This window comes from Arthrobacter sp. MYb23 (genome assembly GCF_002979775.1).
GTDB lineage: Bacteria > Actinomycetota > Actinomycetes > Actinomycetales > Micrococcaceae > Arthrobacter.
Map to the genome: position 1 here is coordinate 191,574 of NZ_PCPR01000004.1, position 26,081 is coordinate 217,654.

General features: G+C 61.4%; 27 protein-coding genes and 1 tRNA gene. 20 read left to right on the top strand and 8 right to left on the bottom strand.

Going from position 1 to position 26,081, the window contains the following annotated elements; all coding sequences use genetic code 11:
* The first annotated feature begins 112 nt into the window (after window positions 1–112).
* From CQ020_RS07300 to CQ020_RS07315, 4 genes are all read left to right on the top strand, one after another.
* Entirely contained in the window at window positions 113–2,113 is a 2,001-nt protein-coding gene (locus CQ020_RS07300; protein ID WP_105691223.1) for a penicillin-binding transpeptidase domain-containing protein, read from the top strand.
* Window positions 2,114–2,185: 72 nt separating this feature from the next.
* Window positions 2,186–3,868, top strand: a complete 1,683-nt coding sequence (locus CQ020_RS07305) for an ABC-F family ATP-binding cassette domain-containing protein (protein WP_105691224.1) — start codon at window positions 2,186–2,188, stop codon at window positions 3,866–3,868.
* 154 nt (window positions 3,869–4,022) lie between these two features.
* The gene (locus CQ020_RS07310) at window positions 4,023–4,790 is read left to right on the top strand and encodes a DeoR/GlpR family DNA-binding transcription regulator (protein ID WP_105691225.1); all 768 of its coding nucleotides are present in this window, start codon (window positions 4,023–4,025) and stop codon (window positions 4,788–4,790) included.
* Entirely contained in the window at window positions 4,787–5,974 is a 1,188-nt protein-coding gene (locus CQ020_RS07315; RefSeq protein ID WP_105691226.1) for an MFS transporter, read from the top strand. Before CQ020_RS07310 ends, CQ020_RS07315 begins: the two co-directional genes overlap by 4 nt.
* Here the strand turns inward: CQ020_RS07315 and CQ020_RS07320 are convergent.
* Window positions 5,919–6,623 (bottom strand): phosphatase PAP2 family protein, encoded by a 705-nt coding sequence (locus CQ020_RS07320; RefSeq protein WP_105691317.1) that lies wholly within the window; start codon window positions 6,621–6,623, stop codon window positions 5,919–5,921. The two genes, CQ020_RS07315 and CQ020_RS07320, sit on opposite strands and share 56 nt — an antisense overlap.
* A 55-nt stretch (window positions 6,624–6,678) precedes the next feature.
* Between CQ020_RS07320 and CQ020_RS07325 the strand changes: the two genes are divergently transcribed.
* The 8 genes from CQ020_RS07325 (at window position 6,679) to CQ020_RS07360 (ending at window position 15,994) form a co-directional block, all read left to right on the top strand.
* Entirely contained in the window at window positions 6,679–8,181 is a 1,503-nt protein-coding gene (locus CQ020_RS07325; RefSeq protein WP_105691227.1) for a bifunctional phosphatase PAP2/diacylglycerol kinase family protein, read from the top strand.
* Window positions 8,182–8,329: 148 nt separating this feature from the next.
* Window positions 8,330–9,271: an ABC transporter ATP-binding protein gene (locus CQ020_RS07330; protein WP_024818817.1), complete on the top strand. Its 942-nt coding sequence runs from the start codon at window positions 8,330–8,332 to the stop codon at window positions 9,269–9,271.
* Window positions 9,272–9,276: 5 nt separating this feature from the next.
* Window positions 9,277–10,176: an ABC transporter permease gene (locus CQ020_RS07335; protein ID WP_024818816.1), complete on the top strand. Its 900-nt coding sequence runs from the start codon at window positions 9,277–9,279 to the stop codon at window positions 10,174–10,176.
* A gap of 26 nt (window positions 10,177–10,202) precedes the next feature.
* On the top strand, window positions 10,203–11,492 hold the full coding sequence (locus tag CQ020_RS07340) for a histidine kinase (RefSeq protein ID WP_105691228.1): 1,290 nt from the start codon (window positions 10,203–10,205) through the stop codon (window positions 11,490–11,492).
* On the top strand, window positions 11,489–12,181 hold the full coding sequence (locus tag CQ020_RS07345; RefSeq protein ID WP_105691229.1) for a response regulator transcription factor: 693 nt from the start codon (window positions 11,489–11,491) through the stop codon (window positions 12,179–12,181). Before CQ020_RS07340 ends, CQ020_RS07345 begins: the two co-directional genes overlap by 4 nt.
* A gap of 310 nt (window positions 12,182–12,491) precedes the next feature.
* The gene (locus CQ020_RS07350) at window positions 12,492–13,949 is read left to right on the top strand and encodes an amino acid permease (RefSeq protein ID WP_105691230.1); all 1,458 of its coding nucleotides are present in this window, start codon (window positions 12,492–12,494) and stop codon (window positions 13,947–13,949) included.
* 75 nt (window positions 13,950–14,024) lie between these two features.
* The gene (gene alr, locus CQ020_RS07355; protein ID WP_258141749.1) at window positions 14,025–15,173 is read left to right on the top strand and encodes an alanine racemase; all 1,149 of its coding nucleotides are present in this window, start codon (window positions 14,025–14,027) and stop codon (window positions 15,171–15,173) included.
* A gap of 35 nt (window positions 15,174–15,208) precedes the next feature.
* Entirely contained in the window at window positions 15,209–15,994 is a 786-nt protein-coding gene (locus CQ020_RS07360; protein ID WP_105691231.1) for an IclR family transcriptional regulator, read from the top strand.
* On the opposite strand, the gene CQ020_RS07365 is transcribed toward CQ020_RS07360, so the two are convergent.
* The 3 genes from CQ020_RS07365 to CQ020_RS07375 are packed head-to-tail and all read right to left on the bottom strand — an operon-like array spanning window position 15,941 to window position 17,950.
* A complete protein-coding gene (locus tag CQ020_RS07365; protein WP_105691232.1) occupies window positions 15,941–16,711 on the bottom strand; it encodes an IclR family transcriptional regulator in 771 nt (256 codons plus the stop codon). The genes CQ020_RS07360 and CQ020_RS07365 overlap by 54 nt on opposite strands.
* A 52-nt stretch (window positions 16,712–16,763) precedes the next feature.
* Window positions 16,764–17,504, bottom strand: a complete 741-nt coding sequence (locus CQ020_RS07370) for a cyclase family protein (RefSeq protein ID WP_105691233.1) — start codon at window positions 17,502–17,504, stop codon at window positions 16,764–16,766.
* Complete coding sequence (locus CQ020_RS07375; RefSeq protein WP_105691234.1) at window positions 17,501–17,950, bottom strand: hypothetical protein; 450 nt, start codon at window positions 17,948–17,950, stop codon at window positions 17,501–17,503. The genes CQ020_RS07370 and CQ020_RS07375 overlap by 4 nt, the downstream gene beginning before the upstream one ends.
* A 164-nt stretch (window positions 17,951–18,114) precedes the next feature.
* Between CQ020_RS07375 and CQ020_RS07380 the strand changes: the two genes are divergently transcribed.
* The 3 genes from CQ020_RS07380 to CQ020_RS07390 all read left to right on the top strand — a co-directional run bounded on the left by CQ020_RS07380 (window position 18,115) and on the right by CQ020_RS07390 (window position 21,976).
* Entirely contained in the window at window positions 18,115–19,002 is an 888-nt protein-coding gene (locus CQ020_RS07380) for an intradiol ring-cleavage dioxygenase (protein WP_105691235.1), read from the top strand.
* Window positions 19,003–19,039: 37 nt separating this feature from the next.
* A complete protein-coding gene (locus CQ020_RS07385; RefSeq protein ID WP_105691236.1) occupies window positions 19,040–20,347 on the top strand; it encodes a M18 family aminopeptidase in 1,308 nt (435 codons plus the stop codon).
* A gap of 222 nt (window positions 20,348–20,569) precedes the next feature.
* Window positions 20,570–21,976: an amino acid permease gene (locus tag CQ020_RS07390; protein WP_024818811.1), complete on the top strand. Its 1,407-nt coding sequence runs from the start codon at window positions 20,570–20,572 to the stop codon at window positions 21,974–21,976.
* A gap of 105 nt (window positions 21,977–22,081) precedes the next feature.
* Here the strand turns inward: CQ020_RS07390 and CQ020_RS07395 are convergent, their stop codons facing one another.
* Entirely contained in the window at window positions 22,082–22,741 is a 660-nt protein-coding gene (locus tag CQ020_RS07395; RefSeq protein WP_258141750.1) for a DUF1345 domain-containing protein, read from the bottom strand.
* A 26-nt stretch (window positions 22,742–22,767) separates the two neighbouring features.
* Complete coding sequence (locus CQ020_RS24125; RefSeq protein WP_181151796.1) at window positions 22,768–22,938, bottom strand: hypothetical protein; 171 nt, start codon at window positions 22,936–22,938, stop codon at window positions 22,768–22,770.
* A 120-nt stretch (window positions 22,939–23,058) separates the two neighbouring features.
* Here CQ020_RS24125 and CQ020_RS07400 point away from each other — a divergent pair.
* A tRNA-Leu gene (locus CQ020_RS07400) sits at window positions 23,059–23,141 on the top strand.
* Window positions 23,142–23,217: 76 nt separating this feature from the next.
* Here the strand turns inward: CQ020_RS07400 and CQ020_RS07405 are convergent.
* Window positions 23,218–23,556: a YnfA family protein gene (locus CQ020_RS07405; protein ID WP_105691237.1), complete on the bottom strand. Its 339-nt coding sequence runs from the start codon at window positions 23,554–23,556 to the stop codon at window positions 23,218–23,220.
* 232 nt (window positions 23,557–23,788) lie between these two features.
* Between CQ020_RS07405 and rpsF the strand changes: the two genes are divergently transcribed.
* The 4 genes from rpsF (at window position 23,789) to rplI (ending at window position 25,565) form a co-directional block, all read left to right on the top strand.
* Window positions 23,789–24,094 (top strand): 30S ribosomal protein S6, encoded by a 306-nt coding sequence (gene rpsF, locus CQ020_RS07410; protein ID WP_011776755.1) that lies wholly within the window; start codon window positions 23,789–23,791, stop codon window positions 24,092–24,094.
* 50 nt (window positions 24,095–24,144) lie between these two features.
* The gene (locus tag CQ020_RS07415; protein WP_011776754.1) at window positions 24,145–24,726 is read left to right on the top strand and encodes a single-stranded DNA-binding protein; all 582 of its coding nucleotides are present in this window, start codon (window positions 24,145–24,147) and stop codon (window positions 24,724–24,726) included.
* A 128-nt stretch (window positions 24,727–24,854) separates the two neighbouring features.
* A complete protein-coding gene (gene rpsR, locus CQ020_RS07420; protein ID WP_003800144.1) occupies window positions 24,855–25,094 on the top strand; it encodes a 30S ribosomal protein S18 in 240 nt (79 codons plus the stop codon).
* A gap of 18 nt (window positions 25,095–25,112) precedes the next feature.
* The gene (gene rplI / locus CQ020_RS07425) at window positions 25,113–25,565 is read left to right on the top strand and encodes a 50S ribosomal protein L9 (RefSeq protein ID WP_024818808.1); all 453 of its coding nucleotides are present in this window, start codon (window positions 25,113–25,115) and stop codon (window positions 25,563–25,565) included.
* Between the two features lie 68 nt (window positions 25,566–25,633).
* Here the strand turns inward: rplI and CQ020_RS07430 are convergent, their stop codons facing one another.
* Complete coding sequence (locus tag CQ020_RS07430; RefSeq protein ID WP_024818807.1) at window positions 25,634–26,056, bottom strand: DUF1801 domain-containing protein; 423 nt, start codon at window positions 26,054–26,056, stop codon at window positions 25,634–25,636.
* Window positions 26,057–26,081: the final 25 nt, after the last annotated feature.

Sequence of the window (26,081 nt, forward strand, 5' to 3'; positions counted from 1 at the left end):
CGGGTTGTAGGTTTGGCTGTTGCCCGGTAACTCCAGCCGGGGTGGCGGGCGGCGGCGTCCGTCTGCTGGCCGGGACAAGAAACTGTCAGGGGAACCGGGCATAATGTCGCAAATGGGGAAATTGCAAAAACATCGTCTTGTCCTTGGTCTCGTTACGCTCGTGATGGCTGGATCACTCACCGCCTGTGATGACGGCCGCGCCGGTGCCGAAGGAGCCGCCAAGCAGCTGGCGTCCTCGCTGGCGGCGCTCGACGTCGGTCAGATCGCCGTTGAAGGTAAAGACGCTGCCGCGGCCAATGATCAACTCAAAGCCGTTTTTGAGGGACTCGACGCCAAACCAGCAGTACAGTCAGGCGACGTCAAGCTCGACGGCGACACCGCAACTTTCCCCCTTAACTACAGTTGGAACATCGGCTCGGCCAAGTGGGAGTACAGCTCCGAAGCCACGCTGAAGAAGGTCGGCGACAAGTGGGCTGTCCAATGGACCCCTGCACTCCTTGCCCCGGAACTCTCCGAGGGTGAAAACTTGTCCGTCAAGGTCGTTCCCGCCCAGCGCGGCCAGATCCTGGGTGCCGTAGATGCTCCCATTGTTGAGGACCGTCCCGTCTTCCGGGTGGGCATCGACAAAACCAAGGTTCCGGCAGAGCAAGCCGACGCTTCTGCGCGTGCCATGGCGGCTCTGCTCGGGCTGGACGCCGAGGAGTACGCCAAACAGGTTGCCGCCTCAGGTCCGCAGGCCTTTGTAGAGGGCCTCGTCCTGCGCGCCTACACGGCGGATATCACTGAAGCGAAAATCGAAGCCATTCCGGGCGGTTCCAGCATTTTGGATTCCATGGCTCTGGCTCCCACGCGGACTTTCGCGCGGGCCCTGCTCGGCAGCGTTGGCCAGGCCAGTGCTGAACAGATTGAAAATTCCAATGGTGCGCTGCGCGCCGGGGACACCACGGGTACCGGCGGTCTGCAGCAGAAGTACGACTCGTTGCTGCGCGGCAAAGACGGCGTGGAAGTCCGTGCCACTCCCGAGGTGAAGTCCGAAGGTGAGACGCCCGGCACCAAGGTGTTCTTCACGTCCCTGCCGTCCCCCGGCACTACGCTCAAAACCACGCTTGACCTGAAACTCCAGCAGTTGGCGGAAGAGACACTGGCCGGCGTTGGACCAGCGTCAGCCATTGTTGCCCTCAAACCCTCCACCGGGGCCGTCCTTGCTGCAGCATCCGGGCCAGGCAGTAACGGCTACAACACAGCCATGCTTGGTCAATATGCTCCAGGTTCCACGTTCAAGATTGTTGATTCCCTGGCAATGTTCCGCAACGGCGCCACCTCGGACTCGAAGGTGGAGTGCCCCTCAACACTGACGGTGGACGGCCGCACCTTCAAGAACGCCGAAGGCTATCCGGAAAGCTCCCTTGGCTCGGTGACCCTCCGCGACGCTTTTGCGCACTCCTGCAATACGGCTTTCATCAACGCCCGGGATGCCGTCAGCCAGGACCAGCTTGAATCCGCAGCGCAGGCCCTGGGCGTGGCGGTTGAAGCTCCCAAACTGGGCGCCGACGCGTTCTTGGGTTCGGTTCCCGGGGCTGCCGAAGGTACCGAACACGCAGCTTCCATGATTGGCCAGGGCAAGGTGCTCTTTTCCCCGCTCTCGGCCGCGGTCATGGCGGCTTCCGTCGCCAACGGCGCACCGGTTTCTCCGCAGCTCGTGCTTAATGCCAACGCCGCCCAGAACACCGATGCTCAGAACCCCAGCGCCGGTGCCTCGCCCACCGAAAGTGGCACCGCATCGCCGTCGTCCGCGTCTGCTTCAGTGAGCGCCGTTCCTGTGTCACCGGCATCCACCCAGCCGATCACCAAGGAAGAAGCCGCTTCACTGGCCGACATGATGCGGGCAGTAGTGACCTCAGGCCACGCAGGCTTCCTCGCCGAAGTCCCCGGTACTCCGGTTGGGGCCAAAACAGGCACCGCGGAATTCGGCAATGACAACCCGCCAAAGACCCATGCATGGATTGTCGCAACGCATGGGGACCTGGCCGTTGCTGTGTTCGTGGAAGAAGGCGGCTTGGGTGCCACCACCAGCGGACCCCTGCTGAAGTCGTTCCTTACCGCCGCCGGCTGATACCGCTGGGGCGGCGGCGAACGGGTGGGTCCGCCGTCGAGTGCCAATCCGCCGCCGTGGGAGGATTGAAACGTGGCCCATATTGACGTTTCCGGCATCGACTACTTCCTCTCCGACGGCACCCAGCTGCTCAACGGGGTGACCTTCAAGGTCCCCGATGGCACCAAAACGGCGCTCATCGGACCCAACGGAACGGGCAAGACCACCCTGTTCAAGATCATTTCCGGCGATCTCACCGCTGACGAAGGCGTGGTGGGCCGTTCCGGAAACATGGGCATCATGCGGCAGTTCGTGGGCCAGGTCCGTGACGAATCCACCGTCCGGGACCTCCTGGTTTCTACGGCGCAGGCCAGCCTAGCGGCCGCTGCCAAGGCCGTGGAGGACGCCGAGCTGGCCATGATGGAGCACGACGACGAGCCCACCCAGATGAAGTATGCGCAAGCGATCGTGGATTGGGGAGACGCCGGCGGATACGACGTCGAGACCGTCTGGGACGAAGTCTGCATGGCAGCCCTCGGAATTTCCTTCGACAAAGCACAGTTCCGCCGCGCCTCCACGTTGTCAGGTGGCGAGCAGAAGCGCCTGGTGCTCGAAGCGCTGTTTGCCGGCCCGGATGAGCTCCTCCTCCTCGACGAACCGGACAACTACCTGGATGTCCCTGGCAAGCGCTGGCTGGAGGGGAAGCTCAACGAATCCAAGAAGACCGTGCTGTTCATCAGCCACGACCGCGAGCTGCTCAACAACGCGGCGGGTCGCATCGTGACGCTCGAACCGGGCATCAACGGCGCCAGCGCGTGGATTCATGGCGGCGGTTTCGGATCCTATGTGGAGGCCCGCGCGGACCGTAACGCCCGGTTTGAAGAACTCCGCAAGCGCTGGGATGAGGAGCACATAAAGCTCAAAGAACTCGTCAATATGTACAAGAACAAGGCTGCTTTCCGTTCCGATATGGCCAACCGGTACCAAGCTGCGCAAACCCGCCTGGCCAAGTTCCTGGAAGCCGGCCCACCCGAGGCCTTGCCGATCGAGCAGAACGTCAAGATGCGCCTCAAAGGTGGGCGAACGGCCAAGCGTGCCGTAGTGGCAGAGAAGCTCGAACTGACCGGACTCATGAAGCCGTTCTCCACGGAAATCTGGTTCGGAGACCGTGTGGGTGTGCTCGGCTCCAACGGTTCGGGCAAGAGCCACTTCCTGCGCCTCCTCGCCACAGGCGGCACCGATCCGGAGCGCGAGCACCTGCCGGTATCCGAGGTAGTGATTGCTGAAGTACCGCATCAAGGCACCGTGAAGCTGGGGGCCCGCATCCGGCCCGGGTTCTTCGCGCAGACGCACGTCCGGCCTGATCTGTTGGGTCGAACCCTGCTGGAGATCCTGCACCGCGGCGACGAACACCGTTCCGGACTTGCCCGCGAGGCCGCCGCTGGAGCCTTGGATTCGTACGGCTTGGCTGGTCAGTCCGAGCAGAAGTACGAGTCCTTGTCCGGCGGCCAACAGGCACGGTTCCAGATCCTGCTCCTGCAACTCTCCGGCGCCACTTTGCTGCTGCTCGACGAGCCCACGGACAACTTGGACCTGCACTCGGGCGAGGCCCTGGAACGTGCTATCGATGCTTTCGAAGGCACCGTTCTGGCGGTCACGCACGACCGCTGGTTCGCAAAGTCCTTCGACCGCTTCATGATCTTCGGCTCCGACGGCAAGGTCTACGAATCCGAGGAACCCGTGTGGGATGAGAAGCGGGTGGAGCGCGCCCGTTAGTTCCGTCGCTCTCTCACACAACAGCCCCTTTTAGCGAACGCTCTTGCACCTGCTGCAAGAGCGTTTCGTTTTAGGCCATAGGAGGTGAGAGAGGGTTGGTGCGCAAATGATCATGCCAGGTGATTAATTGATCAGACATTGCTAGGGTTGGAGTATGGGAACTGCTGACCGCCACCGGCTCATTGGCGAGCTGTTGCGCACCCGCGAGGAAGCCACGGTGGACGAACTCGTCCACGCCACGGGAGCCTCTGGAGCAACTGTGAGACGGGATCTGGAAATCCTCGCCGCCAACGGAGTGCTGAAGCGCGTCCACGGCGGTGCCCGCAGCTTGCTGGCACGCGGGGATAACCCAGGCTATGGGCAGCGCGAATTGGAAGACCACGAGGTTAAGGTCCGAATCGCGGCGGCTGTAGACCAGTTGATCAGGGACCGCCAGTACGTGTGGCTGGACAGCGGATCCACGGCAACGGAGGTCGCACGCCGCCTGAGCAACCGTGAAATCACGGTGATGCCCATGTCACTGCACGGCGTCGAAGCACTGACGAGTACCAAGGATGTCCGCGCTCCGGAGCTCATCCTCCCCGGCGGCCGACTCATCCCGGGGGAACAGTCCTTCAGGGGACCCATGACCGAAGCCAACATCCGCTCGCTGAGGTTCGACGCCGCCGTCGTAACTCCCTGCGCGCTCAACCTCAAGGACGGCCTGCTGGCTCACGATCTTGATGATGCGGCGGTGAAACGCGCCGGTCTGGAATCCGCGACGCGGGTGATCGTGGCATCCGCAGGCAGCAAGTGGGACGCCAGCGCGGTGGCCCTGGTGGCAGCCATGGAGGCTGTGGACGTCATTGTGACAGACCTCAAGCCATCGACCGAAGACCTTGCCCGGCTCAACAAACTCTCCGTGGAAGTTGTGATTGCATGACCACCAGCACCAAAAGTACCAAGAGCGTCAACGCCGCAGCGGTGGCGACGTTCCTGATCTTCGGCATGAACGGCTTGGTCTTCGCCAGCTGGGCTGCGCGCATCCCGGCCGTGACCGAAACACTGAGCCTGACGTCCGGCCAGATGGGCACTTTACTGCTGTGCACCGCCGTCGGTTCTTTGCTGGCGCTGCCATCGGCCGGCTGGGTGGTGGGCAGGATCGGCACAGCTAATACGGTCCGGGTGGCCGGCATCGTCGCGGGCGCTGCAGGTGCGGCCATTGCCTTCTCGCTCATGGCTGCCTCGGTTCCGGCGACGGCCGTTGCCCTGTTCTTCTTCGGCATCGGAATCGGGCTATGGGACGTGGCTCAAAACATTGAGGGCGCCGACGTCGAGCACCGGCTCAAGCGCACCATCATGCCCCAGTTCCACGCCGCCTTCAGCGGTGGCGCGTTCCTGGGCGCGCTGATCGGCGCCGGTCTCTCCCAATTGGGTGTGGGTTTGCCGGAGCACCTGTTGGTTATTGCGGCGATTGCGGTCGCCCTCGCCCTGACCGTTCCCAAGTACTTCCTGCCGCACGAGGTAGAAGAAATTCACGACGGCGGCGTGCCGGCTGAGAAGGGTCCCACGGCTTGGCGTGATGGAAGGACGCTGCTCATCGGCGTCGTGGTCCTCGGTGCCACACTGACCGAAGGCGCTGGCAACGACTGGATCGCCAAGGCCGCCGTTGATGGCCTGGGCGCCTCGGAATCCACGGGTGCGTTGCTGTTCGCCCTCTTTGTCCTGGCCATGACCATCATGAGGTTCCTGGGCGGGAAGGCGATTGATAAGTTCGGCCGAGTCGCAGTGCTGAGGGCCAGCATGGCAGCGGCCGCAGCTGGACTGGCCTTGTTCGTCTTTGCCGGCAACGTAGTCCTGGCCGGAATCGGCGCGGCACTGTGGGGCATCGGTGCGGCTCTGGCCTTCCCCATGGGAATGTCAGCCGCGGCGGATGACCCCAAGCATGCGGCGGCCCGCGTTTCCGTGGTTTCCACCATCGGCTACATCGCGTTCCTTGCTGGACCGCCGCTCCTGGGCTACCTCGGCGACCACACAGGAATCCACCTGGCCTTGCTGGCCATCGGGGCGCCTATTTTGCTTGCCCTGCTGCTTGCCGGCGTTGCGAAGCCTTTACCGCCCAAATAGTCCGGCCGTCAGCTAATTCATTCTCCTTGATGCATATGTCGCGGAAGCGCCACCACATCAGAAGGACGATGCCAGCGGCAAGACACGCGCCCCCCAAAACGTCACTGAACCAGTGGGCGGAGAGGTAAGTGCGGCTGACCATCATGGCCACCATGCCGATGACGGCTATGAGTGCCATCCACCAGCGCCCGATCAGCAGCGCCAGTACCAGCAGGAATGCCGTGGTGGCAGATACATGCCCCGAGGGGTATGAGCCGGTATCGGTCAGTACTTTCGCCCCCTCAGGCCTTTCCCTACCCACCACCGCTTTTGCCAGTTGCGTCAGTGCGAGCACCGAAATGCCACTTGCAGCCGCGAAGATGGCTGCCATGGGCCGCTGCCATATGAGGAGCGAAATCGCGAGCACCACGTGGAAGAAGAGCATCCCGGCATACCCAGCCCAGTTGAGGACAACGTTCACGCCATCCCAGAAGGGGGAGTGCAGGCTGAAGGCGTAAGACTGCCAGCCGGTATCCACCCGGTTGAAAGCCGGCTCGCCTTGTCCGGCCATAATCATTACCCCCGGAACCACGAAGGCACAGAGCAGGAGTACTCCGGGAGTGACCAGCTGCCAGCCAGGCTGTGGACGTGGATGGAGTACGCGAATCATCCATTCATCGTAGCCACGGCAGATGAGCGTCACCGGCAGGCGTTAGTGTGATGGGATGCGAGGCTTCTTGGGCAAAGGCCCCAAACGGGTTGCGAGATTCGACCATTTCCTGGTGCAGGCAGTGTCCCGGCAACCCCAGGGCGATCACGATGTCTTTTTCAGGAGACTCTCCGCTGCGGCCACCAAGGGGAAACTGTGGTTCGGCATCGCCGGAGTCATGGCTGCCTTCCCCGGTAAACCGCGCAGGGCAGCGCTTCACGGAGTGCTCGCCTTGGGTGTTGCCTCGGGTGTCACCAATGTCATCTTCAAGAGGGCACTCCCCCGGAACCGCCCGCGCCCGGAGCATCTGCCGCTGTTCCGCTTTGTGAATCCACAACCCACCAGTTCCTCCATGCCCTCCGGCCACTCAGCCTCGGCCATTGCTTTCGCCGTGGGTGCTGGAATCGTCTCCCCGGCGATTGGAGTCGCCTTGGCCCCCATTGCCGTGGGAGTCGCCTATTCCCGCGTGCACACGGGAGCTCATTGGCCCTCCGATGTGGTGCTGGGTTCGGCCCTCGGTGCTGGCGCAGCGCTGGTAACACGCAAGTGGTGGCCTGCCCGGCCCCCTGAACCGACTCCGCGCCGTACGCCAGCGGAGGCGCCGGCAATTCACGACGGCGAAGGGCTGAGTATCGCCGTCAACGCCATGGGTGGTTCCTACACTGCGGAAACGGGAGAATTACTGAAAGGCATATTCCCAAAGGCGTATATTCGGGAGATTGCCGAAGGCGAAGACATTGCTGCAGAGATCGAAGCCGCGGCCACCAGGGAAGGCACCGTTGCCCTTGGCGTGTGGGGCGGTGACGGAACGGTCGGCACTGCGGCAGCTGCCGCCGTCGAGCATTCACTGCCGCTGCTGGTCCTCCCAGGCGGAACGCTCAACCATTTCGCCCGGGACCTCGGGACCAACTCGATCGACAATGCCATTGACGCCGCAACCAAAGGCCACGCGGCGTCCGTTGATTTGGGGCGTGTGGTGATCCAGCGAGGCCTGCCGGACTTGCCGGAAACATCTGAACTAGCCATGCTGAACACCGCCAGCGTTGGCGTGTATCCCAACCTGGTCCGCAGGCGGGAGCGACTGCAACCGGCACTCGGAAAACCATTGGCCGGATTGGTTGCCTCCCTGCGCACCTTCGGCGTGAACTCGCCCACCACACTCACGGTGGACGGAGTGAAACACAAACTCTGGATCCTCTACCTGGGACGCGGCCGCTACTACCCTCGTGACCATGCACCGCTTCGAAGGCCGGTGGTGGACGACGGTGTCCTGGACATCCGCATGATCACGGCGGATGAGCCGTTCGCCCGTGCGCGCTTGCTGTGGGCAGTGGTGACCGGCACCGTGGCCGCATCCAAGGTCACCCACCTGACGGAGGCTACGGAGATCACGGTGGAAGCGATCGGTCAGCCATTGGTCCTGGCGGTCGATGGGGAGCCGAAGCCCGGCGTCCGTAGCGCCACATTCACCATAAAAGCGCGCGAACTCACCGTCTACTCGCCCCTGCCGGTGGATTAAAGGGCCGTGGTGTCATCCGCTGGGATTACCCTGACTGAACCCTGAATCATCCCTGAGACAGGCGATTTACTGGCCCTCCGTGAGTAGCGTTGTAGGTACATTCAAAACTCACTTGCACGCACATGTGCTCCGAGGAGGGAACGCTTCCATGATCGAAGCAAAAGGCCTGACCAAGGTCTACGGCGAGAAGACCGCCGTAGGCGGCGTCAGTTTCACTGTCCAAGCCGGACGGGTGACGGGCTTCCTGGGCCCGAACGGTGCCGGTAAGTCAACCACGATGCGCATGATCATGGGGCTGGACCGTCCAACAGCAGGTGATGTCACGGTCAACGGCCTGCACTACGCGCAGCACAAGGCGCCGCTGCACCAGGTCGGTGCTCTGTTGGACGCCAAGGCTGTCCACACCAGCCGCAGCGCTTACAACCACTTGCTGGCCATGGCCGCAACGCACAGCATCCCCACGTCCCGTGTCCACGAGGTCATCGAGATGACCGGACTCGGGGCCGTCGCCAAGAAGAAAGCGGGAGGGTTCTCGCTGGGTATGGGGCAGCGGCTCGGTATTGCCGCAGCGCTGCTGGGAGACCCTCAAACCCTCATCCTCGACGAGCCCGTCAATGGCTTGGACCCTGAAGGTGTGCTGTGGGTACGCAACCTGGTCAAGTACCTTGCCACCCAGGGCAAGACCGTTTTCCTCTCTTCGCACCTCATGAGTGAGATGGCGCAGACGGCCGATCACCTGATCGTCATCGGCCGTGGCAAGATCATCGCTGATGCGCCGGTGCAGGACATCATCGCCGGCGCCCAGCAGGCGAAGACCCTGGTTCGTACGTCCGCCGCAAGCCAATTGTCGGCTTTGCTTGTGGGTGAAGGCGTCCGGGTGGATCAGAGCCAAACCGAAACCCTCGAAGTGGTCGGTTTGCAGCCGAGGGAAATCGCGCAGGTTGCGTTGGACAACAACGTCCTGGTTTACGAGCTCACGCCGCAGGTTTCGTCCCTTGAAGACGCTTACTTCAGCCTCACCAAAGACGAGGTGGAGTACCACTCGCACATGACTGGCGAGCCCGTCGCCGCTGCACCGGAAGGAAAGTAAGGACGATGAGCACCATGACCGAAAACCGCACCAACTCACCCGCCCATGCATCGGCCGGCGTCCGCGGCGTGACCTTTGGCGGAATTCTCAAGTCCGAATGGATTAAGCTCCGTTCACTGACATCCACGGTGATCCTGCTTGCAGTGACCTTGGTGGCCACCGTTGGCGTTGGCGCCCTGGCTGTCTTGATCCGCTTCACCTTCCTTGACCAGATGATCCAGCAGGCCAAGGATGCGGGCCAGCCTGTCACCCCGGAGATGCTGACTCAGTCGTTCCCCCCGGGCTCAGGATTTGACCTTTACAACCTGCCCAACGCCGGAATCCAGATTGGCACTCTGGTGCTTGGCTCCCTGGCCGTCCTCTTCATCTCTTCCGAGTACGCCACGGGCATGATCCGTTCCACCATGAACGCCGTTCCCAAGCGCATTCCGGCTTTCGCCGCGAAGGCCTTGCTTCTGGTGGTCATTTCCTACGTGATCACCACCATCGCAGCGGTGATCACCTTCCTGATCGCCATGCCCGTATTCCAGGGCCTGGACATGAATCTTGATTGGTCAACCGATGGCGTGATGTACAGCATCTTCACCGGTGGACTGTATGTGGCCGGTGTGGCCTTGATCGGTCTGTCATTGGGCACCTTGCTCCGCAATTCCGCTGGCGGCGTTACCGTCCTGGTGGCTTTGTTCTTCGTGTTGTCCATTGCTTCGGGCTTCCTGTCCCTGGTTCCGGGCGACTTCTGGAAGTACGTGCCCCAGTACATTCCCAGCGAGGCAGGCGGCCGGTTCCTCTCCATCGGGCACATCGATGGCATCATCGATCCGTGGCAGGGTGGCCTGATCTTCCTGGGCTACGTCCTGCTCTTCCTCATTCCGGCCATGGTGGTCATCAAGAAGCGGGACGTCTAGGACGGGTTGCCGTCTAGGCTCAATTCATGACTGAAGCTCCACAGATGAAGGACGCATCGGCCACCACGGCCGATGCGTCCTTCGCTGAAATTGCCCAGCGACGCAGGGGCCGGATCCGGCGCTACTTCTTCAAGCGCCCCCGCGCCATGGATGCCGTGGTGATCCTCTGCTACGTTCTGTTGGCGCTGCCCACCATCATTCCGTCGGCCGTCGACGGCAAATGGCTCGTGGTGGCAATACTGCTGTTGATCGCCTCGGCGTTGTTCTTCAGGCGACGGTTCCCGCTGCAGGTGGTTCTCGCCGTCGCACTTCTTGAAATAGCGGCCACCATCCTTAACCCCTGGGGCTCGAACGTTTCGGCTGGCCTGTGGTTCGCACTGTACGCGGTGGCGTCGCTCCGGAGGCGCGCACTGACGCTGGTGGTTTTCGCGGCAGCCAGCCTGCCCTTGAGCCTTTTGTACCTGTTCATGTGGACGAGTCCCAGCCAGATGGACAACTTGCAGGACGTCCCGGAGAACTTCCACCTCATCAACAACATTGCCACCGCTGTAACCATCATGCTTTCCAACCTCTTGGCCACGGGCATCGGCATCTCGGTACGCCAGCGCAGGGAGCATGAGGCAGAGATCGCGGCGTGGGCCGCGCGGACGACCCAGCTTGGCAAGGTCACTGAACGGAACAGGATCGCCCGTGAAATGCACGACGTCGTTGCACACTCACTGACGGTAATGATCAGTCTCTCGGACGGTGCCGCAGTGGTGGTGAAGAAGGATCCGCAGCGGGCCGGCGACGTCCTCGGCGAACTGTCGCGCACGGGGAGGGCCGCCCTGGCAGATATGCGCAGGGTGCTCGGCGTCCTTCGGGACGATTCCGGGCGGCCGGCACCGCTGACCCCCCTTGAATCCGGGCAGAACCTGGCGAAACTCCTGGATGGGTTCCGAACTGCTGGATTGCCGCTGCACTACGCCCATACGGGCCCGGGCCTCCCGGCTGACCCGGCCTTTGAACTCACCGTTTACAGGATCGTGCAGGAGTCGCTCACCAATGTACTGAGGTACGGGCGATCGCTCAGCCGTGTTGACGTTCAAGTGGCCCGCGACGGCGATTTGGTCACCATTGACGTGCTCGACGACGGCCGTGGAAGCCGTGAGGGCGGCAGCGAGTCCGTGGGCAGCCTGGGGAGCGGACAAGGGATTGCTGGAATGAATGAACGTGCCGGAATCTATGCTGGAATCGTTACTGCCGGTCCGGGAAAAAGAGGAGGCTGGGCGGTCCACGCTGAGCTCCGCTGGAACGGCGAAAAGGGGGAATCATGACCGATGGCATTATCAATGTGCTGCTGGTGGACGATCAGCCGCTGCTGCGGATGGGCTTCCGGCTCATTCTTGAAGGCGAAGAGGACTTCCACGTTGTGGGCGAGGCTTCGGACGGGATTGAGGCAGTCCGCCAGGTGGAGGCCCTGCAACCGGATGTTGTCCTGATGGACGTTCGTATGCCAGGCATGGACGGCATCGAAGCAACACGACGGATCTCGGATTCAGGCACCGACGCACGGGTCATCATCCTGACTACCTTCGATCTTGATGAGTACGCCTTCAGCGGCTTGCAGGCCGGGGCATCTGCGTTCCTGCTCAAGGACGTTGCACCCTCTGAACTGGTTCACGCGGTGCGCCTGGTGGCCAGCGGCGACGCGGTGGTGGCACCACGCGTCACTCAACGCTTGCTGGAAACGTATGTCCGCGGCGGCGTCGTGCCCGGACAAACGCCCATTCCGCACCGTGACCCGCTCCTGGATGAGCTCACGCCACGTGAGACTGAAATACTCACCACCATTGCTGAGGGCCTCTCCAACGCTGAGATTGCCCAGAAGTTCTTCCTCTCCGAGGCTACGGTGAAGACCCACGTCCGCCGGATCCTGAGCAAGCTCCAGTTGCGTGACCGGGTGCAGGTTGTTGTCTATGCCTACGAAACCGGGCTCGTGGTTCCCAGCAACCCGGACTACTAGTCCGTCTGTGGCTTCCTGACCTCTTTTGATAAGAAAACTTCGAAATGGCAACCTATCCAGGTTGTTGTTCACGTGTTTGCGCCTCAAAGAGGGTCGGGAAGCAACTCACAAGGATGGCTTGACCCCTACTTCGTAGAACCCAGCCGTGCGACCTTCCCTGGTTCCATACCAGCGTGTGCGTTATATACATTCATAAATGCATTTAACGCCCACAAGGGTTGATTCTGTGTTACCTTCGTCACTACAAGCGCCCTGGTTCCCCAGCAACCACGGCGTGCCGTTCGCATCTGTCACGTAACGGAGACAAGACATGGAATCATCTACACCCCTGAAACTGGACCATCCATCGGACGCCTCACCCACCCCGGTGGAAACCACCCTGGTGGAAACAGGCCTGCGCCGGTCAATGGGCCCACGGCACCTGATCATGATCGCGATGGGAGGGGTGATCGGCTCAGGACTGTTCCTGAGTTCCGGCTACACCATTTCCCAAGCAGGCCCACTTGGCGCCGTCATTGCCTATCTGGTGGGAGCCTTCGTGGTCTACCTGGTGATGGCCTGCCTTGGAGAGCTGGCCATTGCGTACCCGGTGTCCGGCGCTTTTCACATCTACGCGTCCCGCAGCATCGGACCGGCAACGGGCTTCGCCACGGCCTGGCTCTATTGGCTTTGTTGGGCCGTAGCAATCGGATCTGAGTTCACGGCCTCCGGATTGCTGATGCAGCGATGGTTCCCGGACGTTGAGGTGTGGGTGTGGTGCCTGGTCTTCGCCGCCATGCTGTTCGGATTCAACGCCTTCTCCTCAAAGTTCTTCGGAGAGTCCGAGTTCTGGTTCTCCATAGTCAAGGTGGGGGCCATCATCGCCCTGATCATCTTTGGCGGAGCTGCCCTGTTCGGCTTCCACCCAATGTCCGAGTCCAACAGCCACCCGTTTCTCTTCGAAAATTTCAACACTTCGGCTGGTCTGTTCCCCAACGGCTTTGCCGGCGTCCTGGTGACAGCACTGGCTGTCTTCTATGCCTTTTCCGGCTCCGAACTCATTGGCGTAGCCGCCGGGGAAACCAAGGACCCGGCCCGGAGCATCCCCAAAGCCATGCGCAGCACCGTGATCCGGCTCCTGATCTTCTTTGTGGGCGCCATCGCCGTCATCGCCGCCACCGTACCCTTCGACCAAGTGGGATTGGATGAGAGTCCCTTCGTCACGGTCTTTGCTTCCGTCGGAATCCCCTTCGCAGCGGACATCATGAACTTCGTCATCATTACCGCGCTCCTGTCCGCGGGAAACAGCGGTCTGTTCTCTTGCGCCCGCATGCTCTATTCACTAGCCGATGAAGGGCACGCACCCAGGGCCCTCAAGCGTCTCACCCGGCGCGGAATACCGCTGATAGCCCTTTCTGTCAGCATGGTTGGCGGGTTGGCATCCCTGGTCAGCAGTGTGGCTGCCCCGGAGACTGTGTACCTGGCCCTCGTTTCCGTCGCTGGTTTTGCCGTGGTGGGTGTGTGGATGTCCATCACCGCATCCCACTTCTTCCATCGAAGGGCATTCGTCCGCAACGGCGGGCGTGTGGCGGACCTGGCCTACAAAGCCCCGCTCTATCCGCTGGTGCCTATCCTGGCTTTTGCGCTCTGCCTGGTCTCCCTCGTTGGTATCGCTTTTGATCCTTCACAGATTGCTGCCCTGTACTTTGGGGTTCCCTTTGTGGCCGCCTGTTACTTGTTCTTCCACTTCCGCTACGGTCCGAAGGCGAAGGCACGCCGTTCGGCCTGATGAGAAGTTGCGATGCGCCACGACCGGGACTTCGTGCCCGGTCGCGGCGCCGTTCCAGGGGGAAACAGAATGACCGTGAAGGAAAATCACTCTTCGACGACGGACAACCTTTCCAGTTGGCTTGAAATTGACGGAGCCGCCTTCGACGCGAATGTCCGGTCCGCGCTGGACATGTTGCAGGGGAGGGCTCTGCTGTGCGCCGTGATTAAGTCCGACGCTTATGGGCACGGTGCCGACCTCCTGCTACCGTCCCTGGTGGCGCTCGGTGTTCCGTACATAGGGGTTGGCACCAACTCGGAAGCAGGACTCGCCCGGGAGCATGGGTTCAGTGGGCGGCTATTGCGGGTCCGGGCTGCGGCGCCGCAGGAGATCAAAGCCGGTCTGCCCCACAGCATCGAGGAACTTGTTGCTGATCCACAAAGTGCGTGGGAAATGAGCAGGATCGCCGCCGATGAGGGGCGGAGGCTGCGCGTGCATCTGGACATCAACTCTTCTGGAATCAGCCGTCACAGCCTCGACGTATCCTCTCCGCTGGGACGGGCCTGCGCACTGGAAATTGTGGGTCTTCCGCATCTTGAGCTTGCCGGCATCATGACGCATTTCCCGCAAGATGATGTTGACCATGTGAAGCGCGCGCTGCACCGCTTCAAAGCTGAATCGAAAGCAATCCTTCAGGGGGCTGGCATATCCCGAAGCGAAATCCTGCTGCATGCCGCGAACTCCTACGCGGCCCTGAACGTCCCATCAACGTGGTTGGACATGGTGCGCATGGGTGCTGCCCTGTACGGTGATTCGGATCCGGGGCACACCATTTTCCAAAGGTGCATGACGTTCAAAGCCCGGATCGGTTCTGTCAATTGCTATCCGGCTGGAAGCAGCGTCGGTTATGGGCTTACCCATACTCTCGCCGAGGATTCGCGTCTCGCCACGGTGACCGCAGGCTACGGCGACGGCTACCGGCGCTCACTGGGCCGGCAGGGCAAGGTGCTGGTTCGAGGACACCGGGTACCGGTAGTGGACATCATTTCCATGAACTCCTTGGTGGTTGATGTCTCTTCTCTGAGGGATGTCCGGCCCGGGGACGAGGTAGTGCTGTTCGGCGGGCAGGACGGCGTGAAAATCACGGTGGAAGAACTTGAAACGGCGAACGCCGCGATACTCGCAGACCTCTACACAGTGTGGGGCAACCGTGCCCGGGTCCTTGCGGCTGACGTCAGCGTGTGAGAATTGCGTGAACGCTTGGTGGAAGGAGCGGATTCGTGGATGTGTCACCCGAGGCGTCGTCCTTGTCGCAGGGCCTTCGTCTTGTTCGCTTGGTAACGGACCGGGAGAAACAGGGCCGCCAACTCCTGGGAGTGTCACAGCTGGCCGCGGAGCTGGACATGGAACAGAGCCGGGTGTCCCGCCTCGCTCAGGAGCTGTGTGATTTGGGGCTGTTGGAGCGCGTGGACCGGGGTCCCTTCAGGACCGGGCCGCGGTTTTTCAGTCTGGCTGCATCCCTCAACGCAGGATGGGTCCAGCAATCCCGCGCGGAGTTGGAAGAGTTGGTGTCGGCTTTCGGGCTGAGGTCCCGGCTGTCGGTCCGCGACGGCGTCCGGGTCCTCTTGTTGCGCTCGTCAACCAACAACTCAGTGCTGGGTGGGTTCGCAAAGCCGGGTATGGTGACGCCGGTGTGGTGCACAGGCTCGGGGCGGGCTTTGCTGTGGGATCATTCAGTCACTGAAATTGAGTCGCTGCTCGCCGAGGTCAACTTCATTGGCGTGGGCGGTCCGGCGGCGGCGCATTCAGCGGTGGAGGTCGCAAGACTCATGGAGCGCGATCGCCCCCGTGGCTTTGTTCTGGCGGCCGAAGAGTTTGAACACGGAGTCTGGGAGTTGGCTGTCCCTGTCCGCGAAACCGGTGGCAGGATAGCAGCGGCCCTCAGCGTCCTGGGAAGCAGGTCAAGCCTTGAGGCGGCCGCCCCGGAGATTGCCGCGGTTCTTCAGTCGGCTTCACTGCGCCTTGGCGCGCCCGCCCACCTGGGCCTCAAGCCACTCACGCCATGAGCCCAGTGCTACGGCGAATGCCTCCCGCTGGGGTTCGATGCGTGACTTCGGGCCAACGATCTGCAGGGCAGCCGAAACTTCTCCTTTGAAGTCCCTGATGGGCGCGGACAGCGAGTAGAGTCCGGGTTCGGCCTCTTCATCCACAACTGAGTATCCTCGGGCGCGTGCTTTGCTGAGCCGCTCCAGGAAGTCGTCTACTGAAACGGGCGTGTTGGGTCCGTGCCTGATGAACTCCACGTCGTCAAAGATGAGCCGTATTTCAGCGTCGTCGGCATCCCAGAGGAGTGCTTGGCCGGCGTCACTACAGTAGGCCGGGTAGGGGCGGCCCAGCCAGGAACCCACCAGATTGGCGCTTTCCGGAACTTGCTCGCCGATTGTCACCGTACTGTTTCCGCTGAGCACGCCCAGAAAGCAGGCCTCATTGGTTTCGGAGGCCAAGCCTTCCAACGCAGTGAGGCCGTCGGTCTTGAGCCGCTGCTCAGTTACCAGCTGAGCATCCGTGAGGATGGACCAGTCCAAGCTGTATTCACGCTGCTCGGTACGCCTGAGGAAGCCTTCCTGCTGCGCGCCTTTAAGGCTCCGCGACACTTGACTGCGGTCTTTGCCCAAGCGTGCTGCGACGTCAGCCACCGTGCCGCCGTCGAATCCTTCTGTATGACGTTCTCCCACGGCAAGGAGGGCCAGCATTCCACGGCCCATGCTGGAGGTCTTTGACATGGGTCGATTCTAGCCACCCCGTTGAGGCACGCGTGTCAGGGGGCGGGCGGACCTAGTGGATGGAGAAGACCCTGGCCGGAAAGCCACTGCCCTCGAGCGGCTTTGCCCAGGTAGCAATCAGGGCGGCTCCAGCCTCCGGAACATGCTCCAGATTGGCCATTAATTCGATCTGCCATTTGTCCTGGGCGAGCACGTAAGTTTCGAGGCTGAAATCCTGGCGGGAGGTGGCCATGCCCGGGTCGGTGTCTGTTTGTTCGTGGCCCACGGCAGTGACTGCGCGCTTTTCGATCAAGTACTCCAGCACGTCGCCGGACCACCCTGGAGTGTGGCTTATCCCTTGGCGGTCCCGGTTTGCCATGGCTGCTGTGTCCGGCCACCGGCGGCTCCATCCTGTGCGCAGTGCCACGAAGGAACCTGCGGGGATGTCGCCGTTGCGCGATTCCCACTCCAGGACGTCGTCCATGGTGGGCGTAGCATCCGGATTGGCCAGGACCCGGCTGCTGATGTCCAGGACCACCAACGGCAGAATCATTTCTTCGACGGGGAGTTGATCAAGTGTCCGCCCGCCGCGGACAAAGTGCGACGGCGGATCCACATGAGTCCCCCACTGGCCCACAATCGAGTACCTGTGGGCCGTGAATCCGTCTCCCTTTTCCAGATCGAAGAGAGTTTCCCTGGATTCGTCAGGAAAGGCCGGAAAGTGGGGCTGACCTGGATGAAAGGCATGGGTCAGGTCCGTGAATGTTCTGTTGAGGAGAAGTGGTGCCAGCTGCTGCCACAAGGGAGAGCTCATGATGCCAACCTCGATTCGGCGTGAGTGGCTGCGGCGCTGCTGGAAACGCTGAGCGGACCTGAAACCTCAATCACGGGAACTTCCCAAGGGTGGATGTCCACAATTCGTTGAACAAGGGCTTGGACGGTGCCTTGATCCAGGGAGTCGTCAAAGTAGGTGGTGAACACGAACGTGGGTGAGATTGTCCGCTGGCCCACCGTGCCGAGGGTGGGGTTGGCCCCTTCGGCCACGGTGAAGCCTTCGAATCCTGCTGAGGACTCGAAGACGTGGTGGTAATTGCCAAAGCCGCCCAGTTCCGGTGTGGCCTGCAGTTCATCCAGCAACGAGGTGATGCCGGCGTCGGAGTTCAACGCCTGGAGGTCGCCACCAGCGAGTTGGGTCATGGTCTCCGTTGGTATGGGCCAATGGATGCGAAGCTTGCGCACCGCTTTGAGTTCAATGTTCATTAGGGGGACCCTTCTTTCAGTGTGTCTTCGAGATATCGTGCCACGATGTGATGAGCATTACAAGCATATAGAAATGTTTATATTGCACACCTTAGGGAGGAGTTCACAGTCCCGGCACAGTTTCCCCATGTACAAGCCATAGGCGCGACGCGTTTCATGGATGCATGACTACTCCTCACCCCAATCACGATCGCGGCCTTGAGTTTGATCTCTCCACTCTCTTGAGCCGGCGTCGCAGCTTAGGGATCCTCTTCGGCGCAGGCACTGCAGCGGCCCTCGCGGCTTGTACGCCAAGTACGGGAGGCGGCAGCGCAACGCCGTCGAGCACTGCCAGCGCTACTGCCGCCCCCACGGCAAGCACGACGGCGGCCGCGTCGCCTTCTGCGTCGGCTACGAGCACCGTGACCCGTGCCTTCGCGGAATGCGGGGTGGAGATCCCGGAGGAGACGTTGGGGCCCTACCCGGGCGACGGTTCCAATGGTCCTAACGTGCTCGAGGCTTCAGGGGTGGTTCGTCGCGATATCAGGTCCAGCTTTGGCACGTCCACCACTAAAGCCGAAGGCGTGCCGTTGACGGTTACCCTGACGCTTCTGGACAACTCCAATGGTTGCGCTCCCTTGGCCGGAGCGGCCGTGTATGCCTGGCACTGCGACCAGGACGGCAAATACTCGCTCTACGATTCGGGCCTTGAGAATGAGAACTACCTCCGCGGCGTGCAGGAAGCTGACTCCAACGGGCAACTTACCTTCAGCACCATCTTCCCGGGTGCATACAGGGGCCGCTGGCCTCATATTCACTTTGAGGTATTCGAATCCATGAGCAACACCTCCGCTGCCGGGCAGGTGCTGGCGGTCTCGCAGATCGCGCTGACTGAAAAGGCGTGCAAGGAGGTCTACGCGACTTCCGGGTACGAATCGAGTGCCCGCAACTTCCCGATTACCACTCTGACCTCGGACAACGTCTTTGGTGACGATGGAGGCATATACCAATTGGCGACTATGTCCGGTTCTGTGGCGGGCGGCTACACGGCCGCGCTGAACGTCACCGTCTAGCCCGGCCGTCAACGAAAGCGGGGCTAGACTCGGGGGCATGCCTTCGAATGCCTCCGCCGCAATTGACCACATCAAGGACCTCGGTGCGTACGTGTCGGCGTCCCCGTCGAGTTTCCACGCGGTGCACGAGGCTGCTCGACGCCTGGATGCTGTTGGCTTCACCGGGCTGGATGAACTCCAGCCTTGGGATGGTGTAGCAGGTAAGTTCTACGTGATCCGCGACGGTGCACTCATCGCTTGGGTGACACCCGAGAAAGCCGGGCCCACCACTGGTTTCAATATTCTGGGTGCACACACCGACTCGCCGTCGTTCAAGCTGAAGCCGAAGCCCACCACCGGAAAATTCGGCTGGCTGCAGGCAGGCGTCGAGGTGTACGGCGGACCGTTGCTGAACTCCTGGCTGGACCGCGAATTGCAGCTGGCCGGCCGATTGGTCCTGCGTGACGGCACTCAGCACCTGACCGCCACCGGTCCGCTTCTTCGTTTTCCGCAACTAGCAATTCACTTGGACCGCGGCGTCAATGACAACGGGCTCCACCTGTCCAAGCAGCAGCACATGAACCCCATCTTCGGCCAAGGAGATCCTGCCGGTGAGGACCTTTTGGGATTGCTTGCCGATCGTGTTGAAGGCGCCACTGTTGATGCCGCGGACATCGGTGGTTACGACGTCGTCGTGGCGGACACGCAGACACCTGCGGTGTTCGGGGCCAAGGGTGAGTTCTTCGCCTCCGGCCGATTGGACAACCTTTCCTCCACCCACGCAGGCCTGCTGGCTCTGATAGCCCACGCATCCGCTGCGCCGGCGACAGGCCCCATCGCTGTCCTCGCGGCGTTCGACCATGAGGAGATCGGTTCCAATTCGCGCTCCGGCGCCTGCGGGCCAATCCTTGAGGACATCCTGGTGCGCATTTCCGACGGCCTGGGTGCTTCGGTGAGCCAAAGGCGGCAGGCCCTGGCGGCGTCGTTCTGTGTTTCTGCAGACGCGGGCCACGCCGTCCATCCGAACTATGCGGAGAAGCACGATCCCGCCAACAGGCCGGTGTTGAACGGCGGTCCACTGCTCAAAATCAACGCCAACCAGCGGTACGCAACGGATGCCACGGGAGCCGCTTTGTGGGCCCGGCTCTGCGACGAGTCGGATGTCCCATACCAGGAGTACGTTTCCCACAACGATCTTCCGTGCGGTTCCACCATCGGGCCACTGACTGCTACCCGCCTGGGGATCCGGACGGTGGACGTGGGGATCCCGCTTCTGTCCATGCACTCCGCAAGGGAGCTGTGCGGGGTGGACGATCCGAAGAGTCTGGCCGCCGTTTCGGAGTTGTTCTTCCGGACCGCTGTCTGAGTAAAGCCTCAAGCAGTCATTTCAGGGGTATTTCGAATGTTTCCTATAGGAAACATTGATTGCTTCCTTGGTTACATTTTGTGCGTTGTCCCTGTTTCTGGATGATCAAACTGTTCGGTTGCATAGGATCGGCCTTCGTGTAGCAGGTTAGCGTGATGTAGTCATGTGGCCCGTGGCACACCACCGTGGCCAACCTCAAAACCTAAAGGACGGCGCCGAACCATGCACGCTGACCAACAACTTTCCAAGTCCCTGAAGCCACGACACCTCTCCATGATCGCCATTGCCGGCGTCATCGGAGCCGGGCTGTTCGTTGGCTCCGGGGCCGCCATCCAGCAGGCCGGTCCGGGCATCCTCGTGGCCTACCTTGCTGCGGGCCTTGTGGTCATCCTCGTCATGCGCATGCTTGGTGAGATGGCTGCGGCCAATCCTGAGACGGGCTCCTTCTCCACCTATGCAGACAAGGCACTCGGCCGCTGGGCCGGATTCAGCATCGGCTGGCTCTACGCCTGGTTCTGGATCATCGTCCTTGGCATCGAAGCCACGGCCGGTGCCGCCATCATGCATCGCTGGGTTCCCGGCGTGGATCAGTGGATCTGGGCACTCGTTCTCATGGTGCTCCTCACGCTGACCAACCTGGGATCCGTGAAGTCCTACGGTGAGTTCGAATTTTGGTTCGCCTCCATCAAAGTGGCGGCAATCGTCATCTTCCTCCTCGCAGGCATCGTAGCCATCCTCGGCTTCATGCCAGGTGTTTCCGCCCCCGGCGTCGCCAACCTGCTGGACCAGGGCGGGTTTATGCCAAACGGCCCCGGCGCGGTCCTTGCAGGCATTCTCGTGGTGGTCTTCTCCTTCTTCGGCGCCGAAATCGCCACCATCGCCGCTGGCGAATCCGAGAACCCTGTGGACGCTGTCAAGAAGGCAGTGAAGTCCACCGTGTGGCGCATCCTGATCTTCTACATCGGCTCCATTGCCATCGTGGTGACCCTGCTGCCCTGGAACGATGCTTCCGTGGCCAAGAGCCCCTACGTCGCCGTCATCGAGCTCTACGGAATCCCGGGCGCCGGCACCATCATGGACATCGTTGTCCTCACCTCGGTGCTCTCCTGCCTGAACTCGGGCCTTTACACCGCCAGCCGCATGCTCTTCTCGCTGTCGCAGCGCGGCGATGCTCCCCGGGCATGGATGAAGATCTCCAAGCGCGGCGTTCCGGCTGCGGCAGTACTTGCATCCACCGTGGTGGGATTCCTCACCGTGGGAGCCAACTACATCGCCCCGGACACCGTGTTCCTGTTCCTTGTGAACACCTCGGGTGCCATCGCGCTGTTTGTGTGGTTGGTCATTGCCACCTCGCAGTTGATCCTCCGCAAGCGAATGGGGGCCGCCGCCAAGGATCTTGAGCTCAAAATGTGGCTCTTCCCTTACCTCACGTGGGTCACTATCGGCGCCATCGTGGCACTGATCATCGGTATGGTCGTCATCGAATCCACGCGCGAATCGCTGTTCCTGTCGCTGGCTTTGGCCGCCATTGTGGTGGGTATCGGAGTGCTTCGGTACCGCCGAAAGGGCGCTACTCCTTCAACCCCGGTGCTTGGAGGGGAAGCCGAACGCACCAAGATCGGTTCCTGACCGGCGTCGTTATTTCTGAAAGCGTCGCCATTTCTCAAACTGGACAGCCGCCGTCAATATTCGACGGCGGCTGTCCAGTTTCGCTTTAAGGACACCATTGCTCGGCTACTGGGCCAGGCCGATGACCAGGTTGATGGTGACGGCCAAAATGACGGTCCCGAACAAGTAGGACAGCAGGCTATGTTTCAGCGCCTCGAGCCGGATGGTGTGATTCCCGAGGTTGGTGTCCGATACTTGGTAGGTCATGCCCAAACTCGTGGCCAGATAGGCGAAGTCTGTGTACTGCGGAGGGCGGTCCTGGTTGAAGTTGATGCCGCCCACTTCGCCCCCGGCACGGCCGTCCTGGCTGTAGTAAAGCTCGGCGTAGCGCAGCGTGAAGAGGGTTTGGACCAGCATCCAGGACAGTCCCACGCATGCCAGGGCGAGTGCTGCAGAGGAAAGGCGTGCGCCGGTTCCTTGCGTATGCGAATCGACGATTACTGCGGCCACAGCCGCAAGGCTGGCCAGGTTGGCGATGAGTATTAGTACGTCCGTGACCCCCCGCGACGGGTCCTCGGAGGTTGCATGGTGCTGCGTTTCCATAGGATCAAGCCGCGCGATCACCAACCACACCCAGGCCACGTAGACCAAGGCGGCCACGGCCCAGCCGACAGCCGGAGCATCCACCCAGTTACCTAAGGCGCCGGTAACGGCGAAGGCCGATGCGCCGGCTAGAACCATGACCACAAAGCGCAGCCGGCTCCGCTTCACCCTGACGTTGTGCATGAGCTCACCCTAGCCAGTGCGGGATCTCAAAAGTCTGTACGGCGTGACGGGTCGGTGGCATCGTGCTCGCTGCGCTTCTTGTCAGCCTGCAGAATGCCGTCCCGGACGCCCGCGCGGATCACGAAGTACAGGAAATAGAGGGCGATCGCTGAGAAAACAACGGTCAGAACCAAGGTGCTAAGCGGTGTGGCATCCATGGCCCCCACCCTAGCGGGAGGCTTCCACCGCAACTGGAATCTACGGATTGCTCCCGGTCGTGTTATTGTCTTTGTCGCTGTCAAGGAGAAAAACGAAACACTATTTCTCCTGATCACCTTGCGCGGGTGGCGGAATGGCAGACGCGCTAGCTTGAGGTGCTAGTCCTCGAAAGGGGGTGGGGGTTCAAGTCCCCCTCCGCGCACAGAGAAACCCCCGGAAGCTGATCTTCCGGGGGTTTTGTCGTGCTCGGGCCTGCCTTAGGTCCTCAGTTGCCGGCTTCAGCTGCCCGTGCGCGGCGCAAACATGATGATGCCCACCCCGACGATGCAGATCGCTGCGCCCATCACATCCCAGCGGTCCGGCCGGAAGCCGTCCATGAGCATTCCCCACGCCAGGGAACCGGCAATGAACACGCCGCCGTAGGCCGCGAGGACCCGGCCAAAGTGGGCCTCGGGTTGGAATGCTGCGAAGAATCCGTAAATGCCCAGCGCAATGATGCCGAGCCCTGCCCACCACCAGGCTTTGCCTTCGCGTACGGACTGCCAGATCAGCCAGGCTCCGCCGATCTCTGCGACAGCGGCGAAAACGAAGAGGACGATTGACTTCAGTACGGTCATAACCCCAGTATTGCGCGCCGGGGGCCGGGGTTATCCACATACGTAACGTGGCGGGTTCCGGCCGGGGATCCCGCCGAATAGCTTTGAGTGCAGGAGATGCACTAAGATATTGAAGTCTGTGTTACGCCCTCTTGTCGTGTTTTAGGCCGGGGAGCGCCAACGCAGCATCGCAAATGAACCTCCTGTTACGGAAATACCGTAACCGCTTAGCCCAAAGGAGGTGGGTTCACATATGCGTCCTTACGAATTGATGGTAATCATCGACCCCGAGGTCGAAGAGCGTACCGTAGAGTCGTCGCTTCAGAAGTTCCTCAATGTCATCACCACCGATGGTGGAACCATCGAAAAGGTTGATATCTGGGGCCGTCGCCGTCTGGCGTACGACATCAAGAAGAAGTCCGAAGGTATCTACGCAGTGGTGAACTTCACCGCAGCACCGGCTACCGCCAAGGAACTTGATCGCCAGCTGTCTCTCAACGAGACGATCATGCGCACCAAGATCATCCGCCCTGAAGACCAGAAGGTCGTTGCTGAGTAATCAGCCCCTTTCAAGTCTTTACCCCGAAGGAACGAACAAGGAGGCAGTAGATGGCAGGCGAAACCACTATTACGGTCATCGGTAATCTCACCAATGACCCCGAGCTGCGGTTCACCCCGTCTGGCTCAGCAGTAGCGAACTTCACCATCGCTTCTACTCCCCGGACCTTTGACCGCCAGTCCAATGAGTGGAAGGACGGGGAAACCCTGTTCCTCCGCGCATCGGTATGGCGTGAAGCTGCCGAGAACGTGGCCGAGTCCCTCACCAAGGGCATGCGCGTCATCGTTTCCGGCCGTTTGAAGAGCCGTTCTTACGAAACAAAAGAAGGCGAAAAGCGCACCGTAATCGAGCTTGAGGTCGATGAAATTGGCCCGAGCCTGCGTTACGCAAACGCCAAGGTCAACCGTACCCAGCGCTCCGGCGGTGGCCAGGGTGGCTTCGGTGGCGGTAACGCCGGTAATTCCGGTGGCTTCGGAGGAGGCGCTCCTGGTGGAAACCAGGGCGGCGGCAACTCCGGTGGAACCTGGGGCGGCAACCAGCCCGCACAGCAGCAGGATGACCCTTGGGCTACGCCCGGTGTCAGCAATGCTGGCGGCTGGGGCAACGGCCCGGATTCCGAACCTCCCTTCTAAACAAAAAATAAAAGTCCGACGCCGGACACTCACCGGAACTGCCGAAAGGCATCATGGTGACAATCGCCGTCGAACACCACCATCCCGTGGATCAATATCCACGGGCTCCATAGATAAGGAGCTCCACGATGGCTAAGGCTGAACTCCGTAAGCCCAAACCAAAGTCCAACCCCTTGAAGGCCGCTGACATCACCGTCATCGACTACAAGGACGTAGCATTGCTGCGCAAGTTCATCTCCGACCGCGGAAAGATCCGCGCTCGTCGCGTCACTGGCGTTACCGTTCAGGAACAGCGCAAGATCGCCCAGGCAATCAAGAACGCCCGCGAAGTTGCTCTGCTGCCTTACTCCGGCGCTGGCCGCGGCTAAGGGAAGGGATTAACTAACATGGCAAAGCTCATTCTGACCCACGAAGTAACCGGTCTCGGTGCTGCTGGCGATGTTGTGGAGGTCAAGGACGGTTACGCACGTAACTTCCTGCTGCCCCGCGGCTTCGCTCTGACCTGGTCCAAGGGTGGCGAGAAGCAGGTTGAGTCCATCAAGGCTGCCCGCGCCGCTCGTGCGCACGCTTCTGTTGAAGCTGCACAGGCACAGGCCCAGGCTCTGTCCTCCAAGAAGGTCAAGCTCGAGGTGAAGGCCGGCGAGTCCGGTCGTCTCTTCGGCACCGTCAAGCCTGCTGATGTCGCTGCTGCTGTTGAGGCCGCTGGCCTCGGCGCCATCGACAAGCGCAACGTTGAACTGCCGAACCACATCAAGTCTGTCGGTTCGTACACGGCTAACGTTCGCCTGCACGAGGATGTTTCTGCTGTCATCGACCTCGAGGTCGTTGCAAGCAAGTAGTCTCTGACTGCAAGAAAGGCCCCCGCTACCGGATTCCGGTGGTGGGGGCCTTTTGCTTTCCCGCAGGATCAGGGAGAGTTGAGCTCCTCCATGACGTGCTTGTACCCAGTACGGATCATCTCGGCCAGAATGTCACGGTCCACGTCGTCGAGTTTGTTGACGTAGAGGCAAGCGGCCCCGGTCTTGTGTTTACCGAGTTCGGGAAGCAACCGGTCCGCATCCGGGCCGTACGTCAGCCCGTACAGGGCCAGGTTGGCCTTGCGCGGGGAGAATCCGACGGCGGCTGAGTCACCTTCGCGGCCGGTCTCGTACTTGTAGTGATAGCTGCCGAAGCCAACGATCGTAGGGCCCCACATGACGGCTTCCTGGCCGGTGATGTCGCGCATCATTTCCAGCAACTCGAAGCCGTCCTCGCGCCGTTTTGGGTGTTCCACCGCGGCCAGGAATTCTTCCACGGAGGTATCCGTGGGCTGAGTCTTGTTCTCTGCCATAGGGGTAGTTTCGCAGACGCGTCGC

Bases quoted from the DNA above. Each gene is read 5' to 3' on its own strand.
- CQ020_RS07430 (WP_024818807.1), bottom strand. From the start codon at position 26,056: ATGGCAGAGAACAAGACTCAGCCCACGGATACCTCCGTGGAAGAATTC.
- CQ020_RS07350 (WP_105691230.1), top strand. From the start codon at position 12,492: ATGGAATCATCTACACCCCTGAAACTGGACCATCCATCGGACGCCTCA.
- CQ020_RS07335 (WP_024818816.1), top strand. From the start codon at position 9,277: ATGAGCACCATGACCGAAAACCGCACCAACTCACCCGCCCATGCATCG.
- CQ020_RS07330 (WP_024818817.1), top strand. From the start codon at position 8,330: ATGATCGAAGCAAAAGGCCTGACCAAGGTCTACGGCGAGAAGACCGCC.
- CQ020_RS07385 (WP_105691236.1), top strand. From the start codon at position 19,040: ATGCCTTCGAATGCCTCCGCCGCAATTGACCACATCAAGGACCTCGGT.
- CQ020_RS07365 (WP_105691232.1), bottom strand. From the start codon at position 16,711: ATGTCAAAGACCTCCAGCATGGGCCGTGGAATGCTGGCCCTCCTTGCC.
- CQ020_RS07310 (WP_105691225.1), top strand. From the start codon at position 4,023: ATGGGAACTGCTGACCGCCACCGGCTCATTGGCGAGCTGTTGCGCACC.
- rpsR (WP_003800144.1), top strand. From the start codon at position 24,855: ATGGCTAAGGCTGAACTCCGTAAGCCCAAACCAAAGTCCAACCCCTTG.
- CQ020_RS07415 (WP_011776754.1), top strand. From the start codon at position 24,145: ATGGCAGGCGAAACCACTATTACGGTCATCGGTAATCTCACCAATGAC.
- rplI (WP_024818808.1), top strand. From the start codon at position 25,113: ATGGCAAAGCTCATTCTGACCCACGAAGTAACCGGTCTCGGTGCTGCT.
- CQ020_RS07320 (WP_105691317.1), bottom strand. From the start codon at position 6,623: ATGATTCGCGTACTCCATCCACGTCCACAGCCTGGCTGGCAGCTGGTC.
- CQ020_RS07375 (WP_105691234.1), bottom strand. From the start codon at position 17,950: ATGAACATTGAACTCAAAGCGGTGCGCAAGCTTCGCATCCATTGGCCC.
- CQ020_RS07345 (WP_105691229.1), top strand. From the start codon at position 11,489: ATGACCGATGGCATTATCAATGTGCTGCTGGTGGACGATCAGCCGCTG.
- CQ020_RS24125 (WP_181151796.1), bottom strand. From the start codon at position 22,938: ATGGATGCCACACCGCTTAGCACCTTGGTTCTGACCGTTGTTTTCTCA.
- CQ020_RS07390 (WP_024818811.1), top strand. From the start codon at position 20,570: ATGCACGCTGACCAACAACTTTCCAAGTCCCTGAAGCCACGACACCTC.
- CQ020_RS07395 (WP_258141750.1), bottom strand. From the start codon at position 22,741: ATGCACAACGTCAGGGTGAAGCGGAGCCGGCTGCGCTTTGTGGTCATG.
- CQ020_RS07340 (WP_105691228.1), top strand. From the start codon at position 10,203: ATGACTGAAGCTCCACAGATGAAGGACGCATCGGCCACCACGGCCGAT.
- rpsF (WP_011776755.1), top strand. From the start codon at position 23,789: ATGCGTCCTTACGAATTGATGGTAATCATCGACCCCGAGGTCGAAGAG.
- CQ020_RS07325 (WP_105691227.1), top strand. From the start codon at position 6,679: ATGCGAGGCTTCTTGGGCAAAGGCCCCAAACGGGTTGCGAGATTCGAC.
- CQ020_RS07370 (WP_105691233.1), bottom strand. From the start codon at position 17,504: ATGAGCTCTCCCTTGTGGCAGCAGCTGGCACCACTTCTCCTCAACAGA.
- CQ020_RS07380 (WP_105691235.1), top strand. From the start codon at position 18,115: ATGACTACTCCTCACCCCAATCACGATCGCGGCCTTGAGTTTGATCTC.
- CQ020_RS07300 (WP_105691223.1), top strand. From the start codon at position 113: ATGGGGAAATTGCAAAAACATCGTCTTGTCCTTGGTCTCGTTACGCTC.
- CQ020_RS07315 (WP_105691226.1), top strand. From the start codon at position 4,787: ATGACCACCAGCACCAAAAGTACCAAGAGCGTCAACGCCGCAGCGGTG.
- CQ020_RS07405 (WP_105691237.1), bottom strand. From the start codon at position 23,556: ATGACCGTACTGAAGTCAATCGTCCTCTTCGTTTTCGCCGCTGTCGCA.